This is a genomic window from Streptosporangium sp. NPDC003464 (assembly GCF_053588315.1).
In genome coordinates this window covers 34875-49934 of sequence record NZ_JBSFPS010000001.1, presented here as the reverse complement: position 1 = coordinate 49934, position 15060 = coordinate 34875, and the positions used below count along the sequence as shown (strand labels likewise).

Below are 15060 nucleotides of genomic sequence, written 5' to 3'. Positions count from 1 at the left end.
GGATTCAAACCACACGGGCCACCGGTTCCGCTCCGGTGCGGCCCGGCGGCCACGGGGCCGGCGCGCGCGGCGGTCATGGCCCGGCCGCTCCCCCGGTCACGGCCCGATCGGCGCCCCGGCCCCGGCGGCGACCGCCTTGATCGTCGGCGGAGTGTTTCCAGTAGGATCACTTTCCGGTTCCGCCGACGAAGGAGACCTCCTGGTGACGGAGTTGGAGCGCGTTCCCCCCGGCGTCGACCCCAACGTGCCGAGCTCCGCGCGTGTCTACGACTACCTCCTGGGCGGCAAGGACAATCTCGCCGTCGACCGGGCCGTCGCCGGGCGGCTGCTGGCGGTGGCGCCCGACACCCGTCTGGTGGCCCGGGCCAACCGGGACTTCCTGGTCCGGGCCGTGCGCCTCATGGCGGAGCGGGGCGTCCGGCAGTTCATCGATCTCGGCACCGGCATACCGACCTCGCCCAGCGTGCACGAGGTCGCCGGCAAGGTCGGCCCTCCGGCCTCCGTGGTCTACGTCGACCACGACCCCGTCGTGCACCTGCACACCGAGGTGCTGCTCGCCCTCGACGAGAACGTGGCGAGCGTCCAGGCCGACATCCGTCGTCCCGGCGCCGTCCTCGGCGACCCGCGGGTCGCCGCGCTCATCGACTTCGCCCAGCCGGTCGGCGTGCTGATGGTGGGGGTGCTGCACTTCGTCACCGAGGCCGAGGACCCGGCCGGCATCGTCGCCGCCTTCCGGGAGCGCATGGCCGCCGGCAGCCACCTGGCGTTCTCGCACGCGATGGCCGAGAGCTCGCCGGAGGCGGTGGCCCAGCTGACGGCCGCCACGGCCGGCTCCCCCGCCCAGCCGACCTTCCGCTCCCGCGAGCGGGTCCTCGCGCTGCTCGACGGGTTCGAGCTGGTGGAGCCGGGGCTGGTCCCCGTGCAGGACTGGCGCGGCGACGACGCCCTCCCGCCGCTCCTCCGCCCCGAGCTGCCGCAGCTCAGGGTCGACGGCGCCGTGGGCCGCCTGGCGTAGCGCGGGCCGTCCGGACCTCGGGCGTCTACCGGATCCGGGCGGGATGTACAAAGATCTTCACGTTCTGCGCGCTTGAGCCCGCCCGAGGGCTCGACCGCCTGACCCCGCCCGAGGAGAGGAAGCCGGAAGTGGAGATCGCCATCGTCGGAGGAGGGCTCGGCGGCCTGGCCGCCGCCCTGCTGCTGAGGCAGGCCGGCGTCGAGGCCACCGTCTACGAGCAGGCCGCCGAGCTGCGAGAGGTCGGGGCGGGCATCGTCGTCGCCCCCAACATGGTCCGCCCCCTGGTGCGGGCCGGGCTCGGCGAGCGGCTGGCGGAGTCCGCGGTGGCCCTGGAGACGGCCTGGGAGTTCCGGCGCTGGCAGGACGGGCGGGTGCTGTTCTCCCAGCGGATGGGGGAGGAGTGCCGGCGGCTGTACGGCACCGACTGCTACGTCGCGCACCGGGCCGACCTGATGACCATGCTGCTGGAGGCGCTGCCCGAGGACGCGGTACGGCTCGACCGGCGGCTGACCGGCCTGCGGCAGGACGGCCGGGAGGTCGAGCTGGTCCTCACCGACGGGCGGGGAGGGACCACGACGGTGGTCGCCGACGCGGTCGTCGGCGCCGACGGGATCCACTCCACCGTCCGACCCGCGGTCGTCACCGAGGACCCGGCACGCTTCTCCGGCCTGTGCGCCTACCGGTGCCTGGTCCCGGCCGAGAACGCGCCCGAGCTGGCGCTGCGGCCGGTGCATTCGCTGTGGCTGGGGCCGGGCCGGCACTTCGTCCACTACCCGATCAGCGGAGGGCGCCTGGTCAACGTCGTCGCGATCGTGCCGGCCGGCGACTGGCGGATCGAGTCGTGGACGGCCGACGGCCGGGTCGAGGACCTGGCGCGGGAGTTCGAGACGTGGGATCCCCGGCTCGGGCAGCTGATCGCCTCGGCGACCGGCACCAAACGCTGGGCCCTGTACGACCGCAGCCCGCTGGAGCGCTGGACCGACGGGCGGGTCACCCTCCTGGGGGACGCCGCCCACGCGATGCTGCCCTTCTTCGGGCAGGGCGCCTGCCAGGCGGTCGAGGACGCGGCGGTCCTGGCGGCCTGCCTCCGGGGGGCCACGCGCGAGACGGCGGCGCGGGCGCTGCTGCGTTATGAGGAGATCCGCCGGCCCCGGGCGTCGCAGGTCCAGCTCATGAGCCGCGGCCGGGAGGTGCATAACCACCTGCCCGACGGCCCCGCCCAGCGTGAGCGCGACGCGGCCTTCGCCGGCGGCGACCCGCTGCGGCAGAACTCCTGGATCTACGGCCACGACCTGGAGGCCGACCTGGTCGGCTGACCCCTCCGGCCGCCCGGCACGGCCCGCCGGCCGCCGGGCGGAGGCACGGCGGGAGACCCGGCACCGCCGGCGTCGCGTGACGCCGGCGGTGCCCGTCGGTGGCCGGACCGCCTCCGGCCCCTGGCCCGGCCTGTCAGCCGGTGACCTCCACGCCCTTCCAGAAGGCCACGTAGCCCTTGATGTGGGCGGCCTCCGGCTTGGGTTCCGCGTAGTACCAGGCGGCGTCGGGGTTGTCCGCGCCGTCGACGTGCAGCGTGTAGTAGTTCGCCGTCCCCTTCCAGGGGCAGACCGTGGTGGTCTCCGACGGCTTCAGGTATTGCGGGGACACCGATTCGACGGGGAAGTAGTGGTTGCCCTCCACGACCCGGGTCTCGTCGCTCTCTGCGATGATCTCGCCGTTCCAGCGCGCAGTTGCCATGCACCAAGGCTGGCACATCCGGCCTCCCGGCGCGCGGGCCGCGGGAACTCCGGCCGAACGGCCGATCTTCCCGGCCGGTTCCGCCCGCCGGTCGGCCGAACGGCCGATGCCCCGGGGGAGCGCCGCGGCGAGGCTGGGCGCGTGACTCTCCGAACCCCACATCTGATGACAGCCGGCCTCGTCCTCCTGGCGGCCGCCGGCTGCGGCCTCGGTTCCACCGGCCGTGAGCGGCACGACTCCCGGGAGTTCCCCTACTCCGCGGCGGAGCTGGTGATCAGGGCGACGGGCACGCCGGTCCGCCTCGAACCCGGCGTCGCCGGCACGCTCGAGGTCGACAGGCGGCTCAAGGGCAAGGCCGCCGACGAGGGCAACGCGTCGTGGACGCTGAAGGGCGGCACCCTGACGGTGGGCGCCGTCTGCTCCGGCATCGTGATCGACTGCGACGCCCAGTACACGGTCAAGGTGCCGCCGGGCGTCGCGGTCGAGGTCGACGGCGACGACGACGTGAGCGCCGTCCGCCTCACCCGGGCGCTGAACGCCACCAGCCGCGGCGGCGACGTGCGCACCGACGCCGTCTCCGGGCCGATGCGCCTGGTCAGCCGGAGCGGCAAGGTGACCGCGCGGCGGATCGGCTCCTCCGACGTCACGGCGCGCTCGTCCGACGGCCTCGTCGCCCTGTACTTCACCACGGTCCCCAGCCGGGTGGAGGCCGTCTCCGGCAGCGGGACCGTCGACGTGGTGGTGCCGAGGACCGGCGACGCCTACCGCGTCACGGTCTCCAGCAAGGATGGCAGGGCCACCTCACGCGTACCCCGGGCCTCCACCGCCCCACGCTCGCTGAACGCGCGTTCCGGCGAGGGCGACGTCCGCGTACGGCAGGCCGGGCAGGACTGAGGTCGGCGGGCCGCGGGCCGGGGGGCCGGGCGCGACGGCGGGAGGCGGGGAGCCCGGACCTCACGGCCCGCGCCGGGTCCGCCGGGCGCCGGCCCCGGCGCCCCGGGCCGGAAAGGGCACCGTACGGCAAAGCCCTGGTCGGCGGCGGTTCGGCCGTCCCGTCGCGGGCAGGCGGTACACATGCGTGTAGTAGTCGTCGGCGCGACCGGGAACGTGGGCACGAGCGTGGTGTCCGCCCTCGCCTCCGACCAGAACGTCACATCCATCGTGGGCCTGGCCCGCCGGCTGCCGGACTGGCAGCCGGACAAGACCACCTGGCACGCCGTGGACGTCTCCACCGGCGACCTGGCGCCGCATTTCGCCGGGGCGGACGCGGTCGTGCACCTGGCGTGGCTGTTCCAGCCCACCCGCGACCCGGTGGCGACCTGGCGGGTCAACGTCCTGGGCAGCGTGCGGGTCCTTGAGGCCGCGGCGGAGCGGAACGTCCCCGTCGTGGTCCACGCCTCGTCGGTGGGCGCCTACTCCCCCGGCCCGAAGAACCGGCCGGTGACCGAGGAGTGGCCCACCCACGGCTGGCCGGGTGCCGCCTACGGCAGGGAGAAGGCGTACGTGGAGCGCCTGCTCGACGTGTTCGAGCGCGACCACCCGGACACCAGGGTCGTGCGGCTGCGGCCGGGCTTCATCTTCAAACGGGAGGCGGCGACCGAGCAGCGCCGGCTGTTCGGGGGGCCGCTCGTGCCGCAGCGGCTGGTGCGGCCGCGTCTGATCCCCTTCGTGCCCGACACCCCCGGGCTCATGTTCCAGGCGCTCCACGCCGAGGACGCCGGCGAGGCCTACCGCCTGGCGGTCACCCGGCCGGTGTCGGGCGCCTTCAACCTCGCCGCCGATCCCGTGATCGAACCGTCCGTGCTGGCCGAGCTGCTCGACGCCCGGCTGGTGCCCGTCCCGGGCTGGGTGCTCAGGAACACCGCCGCCCTCGCCTGGCACATGCGCCTGGTCCCCGCCGCGCCCGGCCTGGTCGACCTGGTGCTCAGAGTACCGATCATGGATGTCACCCGCGCCCGCACCGAGCTCGGCTGGCAGCCCCGCCACACGGCGGTCGAGGCGCTGCGGGAGCTGCTGGAGGGCCTGCGCTCCGCCGCGGGAATGGACACCCCGCCCCTGTCGTCCCACGCCGGCGGCCCGGCGCGGATCGGCGAGGTGTCGAGCGGGGTCGGCGGACGGCCGTAGCCGGCGCGGGAGGAAAGCGACCGTAAAGGGCAGGGGAAGGGATCACCGCCTCCCCGTTTCGGGGGCGGGGGCCGGGTATAGCCGTCCTGCGTCGAGGCGCCGCCTACCGACGCCCGACAGGAGGACTCATGACCGCCGACGACCGTACGGACAAGGACCGGCAGCTGGACGAGGCCCGGGTCGACTTTCACGGCACCAACCTGACCACCGAGCAAGGCATCCGGGTGGACGACACCGACAACTCGCTCAGGGCGGGCGAGCGGGGCCCGACGCTGATGGAGGACTTCCACTTCCGGGAGAAGATCACCCACTTCGACCACGAGCGGATCCCGGAGCGGGTGGTGCACGCCCGCGGCGCGGGGGCCTACGGCTACTTCGAGCCCTACGACGACTCGCTGGCCGCCTTCACCACCGCGCGGTTCCTCACCACGCCGGGAGTGCGGACCCCGGTCTTCACCCGCTTCTCCACGGTGGCCGGCTCGCGGGGGTCCGCCGACACGGTGCGTGACGTGCGCGGCTTCGCCACCAAGTTCTACACCCCGCAGGGCAACTTCGACCTCGTGGGCAACAACATGCCGGTCTTCTTCATCCAGGACGGCGTCAAGTTCCCCGACTTCGTGCACGCGGTGAAGCCGGAGCCGCACAACGAGATCCCGCAGGCGTCCTCGGCCCACGACACGCTGTGGGACTTCGTGCAGCTGCAGCCCGAGACCACCCACATGATGATGTGGCTGATGTCGGACCGGGCGCTGCCCCGCAGCTACCGGATGATGCAGGGCTTCGGGGTGCACACTTTCCGCCTCGTCGACGCCGAGGGGCGCGGCACCTTCGTGAAGTTCCACTGGAGGCCCAAGCTCGGCATCCACTCACTCGTCTGGGACGAGACCCAGAAGATCGCCGGCAAGGACCCCGACTTCAACCGCAGGGACCTGTGGGAGGCGATCGAGAGCGGGAACTTCCCCGAGTGGGAGCTCGGCGTCCAGCTCGTGCCGGAGGAGGACGAGCACGCCTTCGACTTCGACCTCCTGGACGCCACGAAGATCATTCCGGAGGAGCAGGTGCCGGTGCGGCCGGTCGGGCGCCTGGTGCTCGACCGCAACCCCGACAACTTCTTCGCCGAGACCGAGCAGGTCGCCTTCCATCTCGGCAACGTCGTGCCGGGCATCGACTTCACCAACGACCCGCTGCTGCAGGCCCGGCTGTTCTCCTATCTCGACACCCAGCTGATCAGGCTCGGCGGGCCGAACTTCCCGCAGATCCCGGTCAACCGGCCGGTGGCCGAGGTCCGCAACCACCATCGCGACGGCTACCACCAGATGACCATCCCCCGGGGCCAGGCGAGCTACCACCCCAACTCCCTCGGCGCCGGCTGCCCGGCGGTCGACGGCGCGGGCGCCTACACCCACTACCAGGAACGGGTGGACGGCGACAAGATCCGCAAGCGCAGCGCGAGCTTCGCCGACCACTACAGTCAGGCCACCCTGTTCTGGAACAGCATGGCCGGCTGGGAGAAGGCGCACATCGTCGCGGCCTTCCGCTTCGAGCTCGGCAAGGTGGCCCACATCCACGTGCGCGAGGGCGTGGTCCGCAACCTCAACCACGTCGACCACGACCTGGCCGTCCTGGTCGCCGAGGGCGTCGGGGTGGCGCCGCCCGCCGGGCCCGCCGTGCCCAACCACGGCCACGCCTCCCCCGCCCTCAGCCAGGACCACGCCCGGGTGGAGAGCGTCGCCACCAGGAAGATCGCCATTCTCGCCGCCGACGGCGTCGACGCCGCCCAGGTCGAGGGCGTGCAGGCGGCGCTCACCGTCATGGGGGCGATCTGCGAGGTGCTGGCCGCGCGGGACGGCGCGGTACGGGGCGAGGACGGCGAGCAGGTCCCGGTGACCCGCGCGATGAGCACCGTGGCCTCGGTGCTCTACGACGCCGTGGTGGTGCCCGGCGGGAAGGCGAGCGTGCAGGCCCTGTGCGAGGACGGCGACGCCGTGCACTTCGTCTCGGAGGCGTTCAAGCACGGCAAGGCCGTCGGAGCCATGGGCGCCGGGGTGGAGCTGCTGGAGGACGCGCGGGTCGGATCCTCCGCGCAGCCGGGAGTGGTCATCGACGCCGAGGGGAACCTGGAGGACTTCACCTCGGCCTTCGCCGCGGCGGCCGCCGCCCACCGCCATCCCGCACGCGACACCCAGCGGATGCCGGCGTGAACCGCGGCGCCCCCGGCCCCCGAGGGAGTGCGGTCACGGAGGTGACGGCGCTCCCCGACGGGGCAGGGGCCCGGTATGACGACACAGCTCTCCCTGGACGGGATCGCCTGGCCCGCCGCCGGTGACGGGGGACGGCCGGACGTGGAGCGGATCCTGGTCGGCACGGCCTCGTGGACGGACAGGTCGCTGCTGGAGTCGGGCTGGTATCCCGCCGGCGCGTCCACCCCGGCCGCGCGCCTGGCCTACTACGCCTCGCGGTTCCCGATCGTCGAGGTGGACGCCACCTACTACCACCCGCCGGCCCAGCGCACGGTGGAGGCCTGGCGGGACCGCACCCCGCGGGGGTTCACCTTCAACGTCAAGGCGTTCTCCCTGCTGACCAACCACCCCACCCGGCGGGAGTCCCTCTACAAGGACCTGCGGGACGGGCTCGGCACGTCGAAGCGGACGGTCTACCTGAGCGACGTCGGGCCGCGGGTCGCCGAGGAGGTCTGGCAGCGCTTCCTGAGCGCGCTCAGGCCGTTGCACGAGGCGGGGAAGCTGGGGACCCTGCTCTTCCAGTTCCCCCCGTGGTTCCCCATCGGGAGGGAGAACCGGCGCTACATCCTCGAATGCGCGCGCCGCTGCGGCCCCATGCGCATCTGCGTGGAGTTCCGCAACCACACCTGGATGGCGGAGGACAACCGGGCCGAGACCCTCGACTTCCTCGCCTCGCACGACATCCCCTACGTGTGCGTCGACATGCCGCAGGGGCACCCGTCGTCGATCCCGCCGGTCCTCGCCGCGACCTCCGACCTGGCCGTCGTCCGCCTCCACGGGCACTCCGGCAGGTGGACCAGCAAGAAGATCGAGGAGCGCTTCGCCTATCTGTACTCGGAGCCCGAGCTCAGGCGCTGGGCCACCAGGATCCGCGCGCTCGCCGGCCAGGTCCCGACCACCCACGTGCTCCTGAACAACTGCTGCGGGGACAACTCCCAGCGCAACGCGGCACGGCTGGCCGCCCTCCTCGGCGTCCCCGAGCCGGAGCGGGCCCCGGCTGAGCGGGCCCCCGGCTGAGGGGACGGCCGGGGACGCCGCCCCGCGCGCGGGCGCGTCCGGGCCGCCGGCGCGCTCCCCCGCCCGGCGGCGTCCCGAGGTGGCCGCTCCATACCCGTGCGGGCGGTCACCTCACCCCGCGCCTCGTCGCCGCCATGGCGGCTCTGCGCTCGTCGGGGGTGGTGCCTCCCCACACGCCGTACATCTGGCGGGTGTTCAAGGCGTAGTCCAGGCAGCGCAGCCGTACCGGACAGCGGCGGCAGACGGCTTTGGCCTGTTCGTACTGCTCCCGGCCGGGCCCCTCGGCGGACACGGGGAAGAAGAGCTCGGGGTCCTCGTTGAGGCAGGAGGAGCGGCGGGACCAGTGGATGATGGGAATGACGTTGCCCTGGATAGACATAGGCGGGATCCAATGAACGTGGAGAAGCTCGACAGTGGGCGGCTCAGCTTCTGGATCGGGTGCCCGTAGAAAACACATTCATACCTTTTCGGGTGAAAAATCACATGGCCTTGACCTCGGTTTTCACGGCGCTCCCGGATTCAGCGGAACCGGAAGGACCGGGGACCGGTGGTCTCGGTGTCGTCGAGGTGGTCGATCAGGTCGTCCTTGTCGCTCAGACCGCTCTCCCTGACCAGCCGCGGCCCCATCTCGCGGACCTGGTCGGCCATGTCCTCCATGCCGATCGCGTCGAGCGCCGCGCGCAGCTTGGCCAGGCCGCGCCCCATCTCCACGCTCGCCACATGGGAGAGCGTCGCCGGCAGCGCCCGCTGCAGGCTCCGCACCGCGACGTCCTTGTCGCGCTCCGGTAGCTGGGGCAGGATGTCGGCCAGCGTGGACAGGGCCACGGCGCACGTCTGGTGCTGCCGCGAGGAGGCGCTGACGACGATCAGGTCGATCAGCGCGGCCGCGATGCGCCGCTGCACGGCGTCGTCGTAGACCACCGGCAGCGGCCCGCCGTACTCGCCGGCGTCGGGGACGCCCGCGGCCGCCCAGCGGGCCGACAGGTCGCGCAGGGCCCCGACCGCGGCGAGCGCCACGTCGGGGTTCTGCCGGGTGGAGGTGGCGGCCCAGGCGACGTTGCCGAGCTGCTCGATGGCGTAATCGGGATCGACGTCGGCGTTGCGGGCCCGGTCGATCGTGACGCAGGTGAGGACGGTCTCGGCGACGTGGGCGCGCTGCCCGGGGCTCCCGCCGCGGATCCGGGCGACGGTGTCGCCGTAGGCGAGCAGGTCGCCGATGCGCACCTGGAAGGCGACCTCGACCGTCTCCCCCGTGCCGGCCAGCAGCGACTCCAGGCGGGCCGTGCTGATGTCGATCACGTATCCGGTGGCCCGGGTCGTCACCGGGACCGACTCCCCCTCCAGCAGGGAGCCCGTGCGGGAACGGGCCAGCAGCGGCATCTGGCGCACCCGGGCCCGGTAGGCCAGCTCCTGGATCGAGCGCACCACGGAGGTGGGACGCATCTGGTCGATCATGAGATATCCCATGAACACCAGCAGGATGAGCGCCCCCGCGGCCAGCACGACCGCCAGGAGCGCCCCCACCCCGGCCCATTCGGGCCGCGAGACGGCCATCACGAGATAGGTGTAGGTGGCACAACCGGCGACATATCCGAAATATGCCTGGTTGGCCCTGCGCCGGAGGAACTGGTCGAACACCACCGGCGCCACCGACGTCGCGGTGTGCGAGACCGCCACCAGCAGCGCCGACAGGGTGAGCGTGGTGACCGTCACCAGGCCCGTCGCGATCACGCTCAGCATCTTGACCAGGTTGTCGTGCGGGAACAGCCGCAGGAAGACCGCCCGGACGTCGGCGGGCCACTCCGACGAGGAGATGTCCGCCGAGACCGACCCCACCGCCAGCGCCACCGCTCCGAGCACCATGAGCAGCGGGGTCAACAGGAATTCCGCCGCCGACAGCCGCATACGGACCCGGAGATCCTGCCGGTTGGGCACAAGGCGCTGGAGTTGGGAGATTTCCGACATCGCCCGCCATTACCCTCGGGCCCGCGGAACAAACGATCATTCGGCCGGAGCGAGGCACCGCCCGGCCGTCGTGATCTCCGCCCCCATGTTGCGCTCCATCATCCGCAGCGCCGCGTCGCCGAGGTCGGCGTGGATGTGGGCGACGCAGTCACGTGGCACCCGGATGGAGAAATGGCGCACGTAGGCGTCGAGCGCGGTGTACAGGATGCACTGCTCGGTCACCTGGCCGGTCAGCACCAGCGTCTCGACCTCCCGGCGGCGCAGGAGGTATTCGAGCGAGGTGCCGAAGAACGCGCTGTGGCGCACCTTGGGCAGGAAGGCGCAGTCGCGAGGGGGCAGCACGGGCTCCACCAGCTCCGGGTGCCTGCCCTTGCGCGCCAGCGTCTCGATGTCCTCGCGGGTGGCCGCGAAGTCGCCGTGGTTGTCGTTGACGTAGATCAGATCGACGTCCTCGCGCCCGTGCGCCCGTCCGGCGAGCTCCGACAGCGGCCCCGTGATCCCGGCGACGCTCCGCGCCAGCCGTCCGGCGTCCTGGTGGTCGTACGGGTTCAGCATGTCCACCACGATCACCGCTGTGGCCCCCACACCACGCTCCTCTCCCCCGTGCCTCTCCGCCGTCCGTTCACCGCCCCTTCCGGAGGGCGCCGCGCTCCGGGCGGAGGGGACGCCGCGCTCCCCCCGCCCGGCACCGTCGGCCCCGGCGCCGTCGTCCCCGGTACCGCCCGGATGACGGCCGCCCGAGGTGCTGGCCGGCCGTCACCCGGCCGGCTGCGCCCGCCCGTCCGGGACGCAGTGGGTCATCTTCAGGCCGGACACCTGGCGCGGCCCGTTCTTGCCCAGCTTGGACAGCCGCTCACGCTCCTCCTCGTCCAGGTCCTGACTCGCCAGCGGCTCCAGGTGGGCGACGTCCCCGGGCCCGATCCCGAGCCCCTCCCCGACGCGCAGCCCCAGCTCGTCCTCGACCATCAGGAAGTGCCAGACCATGCGCTCCTGGACGGGCCGCTCGGCCTGCGACAGCAGGGTGACGAGGTTCAGCACGAGGTCGTCGCGTTCCCACTGCTCCATCAGCAGGTAGCGCTGACCCGCCTGGGCGTAGTCGTTGGTCCTGGGGAGGCGCTTACGGGTCAGCCGGCCGGAGATGACCGGCCCCTGCTCGTCGTGGGTGGGGTAGTGCCCCTCGCTCAGCCCACCGAGCAGGGACGGCTCGTAGTTGATGTGCGGGCTCTCCCCCTCGGTGTCGACGTAGAAGGTCATCTGCCCGTCGCGCTGGTTGGTGCGCACCTCGGCGTGCTTGGCCTGGTTGACCGGGAGCTGCAGGTAGTTGGGCCCCACCCGGTGGCGCTGGGTGTCGCTGTAGGAGAACGTCCGGCCCACCAGCATCTTGTCGTCGGAGAAGTCGAGCCCGTCGACCAGGACCCCGGTGCCGAAGGAGATCTGCTCGTTCTCGGCGAAGTTGTTGGCCACGTTCCGGTCCAGGACCATCCGGCCGACCGGCAGCGCGGGGAAGTCGTTCTCCGGCCACACCTTGGTGTCGTCCAGGGGGTCGAAGTCCAGCTCGGGGTGCTCCTCGTCGGTCATGATCTGCACCAGGAGCTCCCACTCGGGGAAGTCGCCGCGGTCGATCGCCTCGTGCAGGTCCTTGGTGGCGTGCCCCAGCTCCTGCGCCTGCACCGCGGCCGCGTCGGCGGCGGTCATGCTCCGCACGCCCTGCTTGGGCATCCAGTGATATTTCACCAGATGGGTCTCACCCTGCTGGTTCACCCACTTGTAGGTGTTCACGCCGAAGCCCTGCATGTGCCGGTAGTCGGCCGGGATGCCGCGCGGGCTGAACAGGTTGACCAGCATGTGCATGCTCTCCGGGGTCTGCGACATGAAGTCGAAGATCCGGTTGGGCTCCTGCCGGAAGGTCACCGGGTCGGGCTTGAGCGCATGGATCACGTCGGGGAACTTGATGGCGTCCCTGATGAAGAAGACGGCCAGGTTGTTGCCGACGAGGTCCCAGTTCCCGTCCTCGGTGTAGAACTTCACCGCGAACCCGCGCGGGTCGCGCGCCGCCTCGGAGGAGTCCCTGCCGCCGATCACGGTGGAGAAGCGGACGGCCAGTTCGGTCCGCTTGCCCGCCTCCTGGAACAGCTTCGCCCTGGTGTAGCGGCTGACCGGCTCATCGCCCAGCTTGCCGTACGCCTCGAAGTACCCGTAGGCGGTCACCCCGCGGGCGTGCACCACCCGCTCGGGGATCCGCTCCCGGTCGAAATGGCTGATCTTCTCCAGGAACTGGTAGTTCTCCAGGGTGGCCGGGCCTCGCGCGCCGACCGTGCGCTGGTTCTGGTTGTCGTAGACCGGGTGCCCCTGCCGATTGGTCAGCACCGGTCGCCCGTCCCCCCGCTGCGGCCCATTGCTCGACACGTCCGTCATCGTGACGCTTCCCTCCTCGCGGCGATCATTTCCGGCGCACCGAATCCCTGTCGGCACACGGGGGGTTCCCTATCCGACTAAAAGCGACTTATAGCGCCAAAAATAAGAATCTCCGCAAGAGGGAAGCTCACTTGAACGGCGCCTGCCCGGGACGGCCGCCGTTCACCGGGCCTTGGCCGTGGCCCTCCGGTTGGCCTTCTTGATGGCCTCGACGAGCTGGTCCTTGGTCATCGTGGACCGGCCGTCGACGCCCAGGCGCTTGGCCACCTCGTACAGATGCTGCTTGGACGCGTGGGCGTCGACCCCTTCGGCGGTCTTGCCCCGCTTCGGAGTGCTCCTGGCCGCCTGGGCGTCGGAGGGGCCCTTGCGGGCCTTCGGCTCCCAGTGGTCGCCGACCTTCTCGAAGGAGTGCTTCAGCGCGGCGAAGGCCGTACGGTGCGCCCGCTCCCCCTCACCGTAGGTCTCCACCGCCGAGTCGTGGGCCTTGATCCAGGTGTCCCGCGCCTTCTTGGAAGAGCGCTGCAGCGTCGACGGGAGTTCTTCTCGTGCCGGCATCTCCGGTTCACCTCTCTCGCTCGTCACCGGTGTCACCGCCCCCCATGCCCTCGCCGTCCCGGTTCATGTCAGGGCACCGGCCTCACCTCGGGGCGGCCTCCGGAACCAGGCCGTGCCGGACTCGCAGGTCGGACGCCCCAGGCCGGGCGCCTCAGGCCGGGCGCCTCAGGCCGGGCGCCTCAGGCCGGGCGCCTCAGCAGGGAGACGACCGCCCGCTCCACACCGCCGTGCGTGGCGAGCTGCCCGAAATCCGCGTCGGCGCCGAGCTCGGTCAGCGCCCCCGCGATGGTCCGGCCCTTCTCGTAGGCCTCGACGACGCGGGGATCCACGTAGGAGGCGCGGGCGACGGCGGGGGTGTTGCCCAGGTAACCGGCCACCTCCTTGATCACCCGGTTGACCGCCCGCCTCCTGCCGGTCCTGGACCGCACCCGGGAGGAGACCGCCAGGCCCACCGCGGCCAGCACCGTCGCGTGCCAGGTCCGGAAATCCTTGGCCGACACCTCCGACTCCAGGGTCTCGCGGAGGTAGGCGTTGATGTCGTCGCTGCGCACGTCCACCCATCGGGAGCCGTCCTTGTAGCGCAGCAGCTCCCCCTCCTCGCCCGAGCTGTGCAGGGAGGAGATCACCTTGCACACCTCCGCGTCCACGATCTCCACCTCCCGGCGCTTGCCGCCCTTGGCGGGATAGGAGCAGGTGACCCTGCCCGCCCTGCAGGTGACGTGCTCCATCCGGAGCGTGGCCAGCCCGAACGACTCGTACGCCTCCCCTCCCACCCGGAAGAAGCCGATGTCGAGCATTCTCGCCGCGGCGGCCAGCACCCGCTCGCGCGTCGGCCCCCGCTGCTCCAGGTGCTCGGCGACCCGCTCGCGGAACTTCGGCAGCCGCTCGGCCATCTCCCGCACCCGCTCGAACTTCGCCAGATCCTGCTCGGCCCGCCAGACGTCGTGGTAGCGGTACTGGCGCCGGCCGGCCGTGTCGGTGCCGACCGCCTGGATGTGCCCGTCCGGCGACCGGCAGATCCAGACGTCGGTCCAGGCGGGCGGGAGCGCCAGTGCCCTGATCCTGTCGAGGGTGCGGCGCTCGCGCACCCGGCCCCCGCCGGGGTGGTGGTAGCTGAAGCCACGTCCCCTGCGCCGCCGCCGGATGCCCGGCTCCGCGGGGTCGCTGTGCCGGAGTTCGGTCATGTCCGCCCCCTACCCAGGAAGGACGCCCTCATGAGCGGGACCTTCTCCCGGGGCCCGGGGCGGTCCTCTGTAGGGTCGTGGGTCATGACGCTGCGTGTGGTGATCGCCGACGACGAGGACCTGATCCGTGCGGGCCTGAGGATCATCATCGACTCGGAGCCCGACCTCACCGTGGTGGGCGAGGCCGCGGACGGCGCGGCCGTCGTGCCGGTGGTCCGCGAGCACCGGCCGGACGTGGTGCTGATGGACGTGCGGATGCCGGCCGTGGACGGCATCCAGGCCACCCGCAGGCTGACCGCGCTGCCCGAGCCGCCCAAGGTCGTGGTGGTCACCACGTTCGAGAACGACGACTACGTCTACGATGCGCTGCGGGCCGGGGCCAGCGGCTTCCTGCTCAAGCGCACCCGCCCCGCCGAGCTGGTCCAGGCGGTCCGGACCGTGGCCGCCGGCGACTCCCTGCTGTTCCCGGCCGCCATCCGCGGGCTGGCCGCGCGGCGCGAGGGCGGCCGGGCCGTCCCCGGCATCGGCCGGCTGACCTCGCGCGAGGGCGACGTGCTGCGCCTGATGACCCGCGGCCTGTCCAACGGGGAGATCGCCGCAGAGCTGGTCGTCAGCATGGAGACGGTGAAGACCCACGTGGGCAACGTGCTGGCCAAGCTGGAGGCCCGCGACCGCACCCAGGCCGTCATCACCGCCTACGAGTCGGGCTACGTCTCCCCGCGCTGAGGCCGCCCGGCACCGCGCCATGCCCCTGCGCCGCTGCACCGCGCCGCCGCTGCGCGGTGCCCCTGCACGGTGCCGCCGCCGTGCC

The 15060-nt window shown here is 72.3% G+C and carries 14 protein-coding genes; 7 read left to right on the top strand and 7 right to left on the bottom strand.

Annotated features, from left to right (window positions below; all coding sequences use genetic code 11):
- Window positions 1-202: 202 nt before the first annotated feature.
- Both ACWDS7_RS00255 and ACWDS7_RS00250 read left to right on the top strand, forming a co-directional pair.
- Window positions 203-1015, top strand: coding sequence for an SAM-dependent methyltransferase (locus ACWDS7_RS00255; protein WP_451927409.1), 813 nt, complete (start codon window positions 203-205; stop codon window positions 1013-1015).
- A 128-nt stretch (window positions 1016-1143) separates the two neighbouring features.
- A complete protein-coding gene (locus tag ACWDS7_RS00250; protein WP_451927408.1) occupies window positions 1144-2331 on the top strand; it encodes an FAD-dependent monooxygenase in 1188 nt (395 codons plus the stop codon).
- Window positions 2332-2464: 133 nt separating this feature from the next.
- Here ACWDS7_RS00250 and ACWDS7_RS00245 read toward each other — a convergent pair whose 3' ends face one another.
- Window positions 2465-2749, bottom strand: coding sequence for a DUF427 domain-containing protein (locus ACWDS7_RS00245; RefSeq protein WP_306870031.1), 285 nt, complete (start codon window positions 2747-2749; stop codon window positions 2465-2467).
- Window positions 2750-2914: 165 nt separating this feature from the next.
- Here ACWDS7_RS00245 and ACWDS7_RS00240 point away from each other — a divergent pair, with 165 nt between their 5' ends.
- The 4 genes from ACWDS7_RS00240 to ACWDS7_RS00225 all read left to right on the top strand — a co-directional run bounded on the left by ACWDS7_RS00240 (window position 2915) and on the right by ACWDS7_RS00225 (window position 8130).
- Window positions 2915-3643: a DUF4097 family beta strand repeat-containing protein gene (locus ACWDS7_RS00240; protein ID WP_451927407.1), complete on the top strand. Its 729-nt coding sequence runs from the start codon at window positions 2915-2917 to the stop codon at window positions 3641-3643.
- Window positions 3644-3823: 180 nt separating this feature from the next.
- On the top strand, window positions 3824-4873 hold the full coding sequence (locus tag ACWDS7_RS00235; protein WP_451927406.1) for an NAD-dependent epimerase/dehydratase family protein: 1050 nt from the start codon (window positions 3824-3826) through the stop codon (window positions 4871-4873).
- Window positions 4874-5001: 128 nt separating this feature from the next.
- Window positions 5002-7074: a catalase gene (locus tag ACWDS7_RS00230; protein WP_451927405.1), complete on the top strand. Its 2073-nt coding sequence runs from the start codon at window positions 5002-5004 to the stop codon at window positions 7072-7074.
- Window positions 7075-7149: 75 nt separating this feature from the next.
- The gene (locus tag ACWDS7_RS00225; RefSeq protein ID WP_451927404.1) at window positions 7150-8130 is read left to right on the top strand and encodes a DUF72 domain-containing protein; all 981 of its coding nucleotides are present in this window, start codon (window positions 7150-7152) and stop codon (window positions 8128-8130) included.
- Window positions 8131-8236: 106 nt separating this feature from the next.
- On the opposite strand, the gene ACWDS7_RS00220 is transcribed toward ACWDS7_RS00225, so the two are convergent.
- The 6 genes from ACWDS7_RS00220 to ACWDS7_RS00195 all read right to left on the bottom strand — a co-directional run bounded on the left by ACWDS7_RS00220 (window position 8237) and on the right by ACWDS7_RS00195 (window position 14249).
- Window positions 8237-8509, bottom strand: coding sequence for a WhiB family transcriptional regulator (locus ACWDS7_RS00220; RefSeq protein WP_306870019.1), 273 nt, complete (start codon window positions 8507-8509; stop codon window positions 8237-8239).
- A gap of 140 nt (window positions 8510-8649) precedes the next feature.
- Window positions 8650-10095 carry a DUF2254 family protein gene (locus ACWDS7_RS00215; RefSeq protein WP_306870015.1) on the bottom strand — a complete coding sequence of 482 codons (1446 nt, stop codon included), beginning with the start codon at window positions 10093-10095 and terminating at the stop codon, window positions 8650-8652.
- A gap of 36 nt (window positions 10096-10131) precedes the next feature.
- A complete protein-coding gene (locus tag ACWDS7_RS00210) occupies window positions 10132-10680 on the bottom strand; it encodes a cysteine hydrolase family protein (protein ID WP_451927403.1) in 549 nt (182 codons plus the stop codon).
- A gap of 171 nt (window positions 10681-10851) precedes the next feature.
- Complete coding sequence (locus ACWDS7_RS00205; protein WP_451927402.1) at window positions 10852-12510, bottom strand: catalase; 1659 nt, start codon at window positions 12508-12510, stop codon at window positions 10852-10854.
- Between the two features lie 162 nt (window positions 12511-12672).
- Entirely contained in the window at window positions 12673-13065 is a 393-nt protein-coding gene (locus ACWDS7_RS00200; protein WP_306870008.1) for a ChaB family protein, read from the bottom strand.
- A 179-nt stretch (window positions 13066-13244) separates the two neighbouring features.
- Complete coding sequence (locus ACWDS7_RS00195; RefSeq protein WP_451927401.1) at window positions 13245-14249, bottom strand: DNA topoisomerase IB; 1005 nt, start codon at window positions 14247-14249, stop codon at window positions 13245-13247.
- An 84-nt stretch (window positions 14250-14333) separates the two neighbouring features.
- On the opposite strand from ACWDS7_RS00195, the gene ACWDS7_RS00190 reads away from it, so the two are divergent.
- A complete protein-coding gene (locus ACWDS7_RS00190; protein ID WP_306870004.1) occupies window positions 14334-14975 on the top strand; it encodes a response regulator transcription factor in 642 nt (213 codons plus the stop codon).
- Window positions 14976-15060 lie beyond the last annotated feature (85 nt).

Bases quoted from the DNA above. Each gene is read 5' to 3' on its own strand.
- ACWDS7_RS00190 (WP_306870004.1), top strand. From the start codon at position 14,334: ATGACGCTGCGTGTGGTGATCGCCGACGACGAGGACCTGATCCGTGCG.
- ACWDS7_RS00225 (WP_451927404.1), top strand. From the start codon at position 7,150: ATGACGACACAGCTCTCCCTGGACGGGATCGCCTGGCCCGCCGCCGGT.
- ACWDS7_RS00205 (WP_451927402.1), bottom strand. From the start codon at position 12,510: ATGACGGACGTGTCGAGCAATGGGCCGCAGCGGGGGGACGGGCGACCG.
- ACWDS7_RS00220 (WP_306870019.1), bottom strand. From the start codon at position 8,509: ATGTCTATCCAGGGCAACGTCATTCCCATCATCCACTGGTCCCGCCGC.
- ACWDS7_RS00240 (WP_451927407.1), top strand. From the start codon at position 2,915: ATGACAGCCGGCCTCGTCCTCCTGGCGGCCGCCGGCTGCGGCCTCGGT.
- ACWDS7_RS00195 (WP_451927401.1), bottom strand. From the start codon at position 14,249: ATGACCGAACTCCGGCACAGCGACCCCGCGGAGCCGGGCATCCGGCGG.
- ACWDS7_RS00215 (WP_306870015.1), bottom strand. From the start codon at position 10,095: ATGTCGGAAATCTCCCAACTCCAGCGCCTTGTGCCCAACCGGCAGGAT.
- ACWDS7_RS00230 (WP_451927405.1), top strand. From the start codon at position 5,002: ATGACCGCCGACGACCGTACGGACAAGGACCGGCAGCTGGACGAGGCC.
- ACWDS7_RS00200 (WP_306870008.1), bottom strand. From the start codon at position 13,065: ATGCCGGCACGAGAAGAACTCCCGTCGACGCTGCAGCGCTCTTCCAAG.
- ACWDS7_RS00235 (WP_451927406.1), top strand. From the start codon at position 3,824: ATGCGTGTAGTAGTCGTCGGCGCGACCGGGAACGTGGGCACGAGCGTG.
- ACWDS7_RS00245 (WP_306870031.1), bottom strand. From the start codon at position 2,749: ATGGCAACTGCGCGCTGGAACGGCGAGATCATCGCAGAGAGCGACGAG.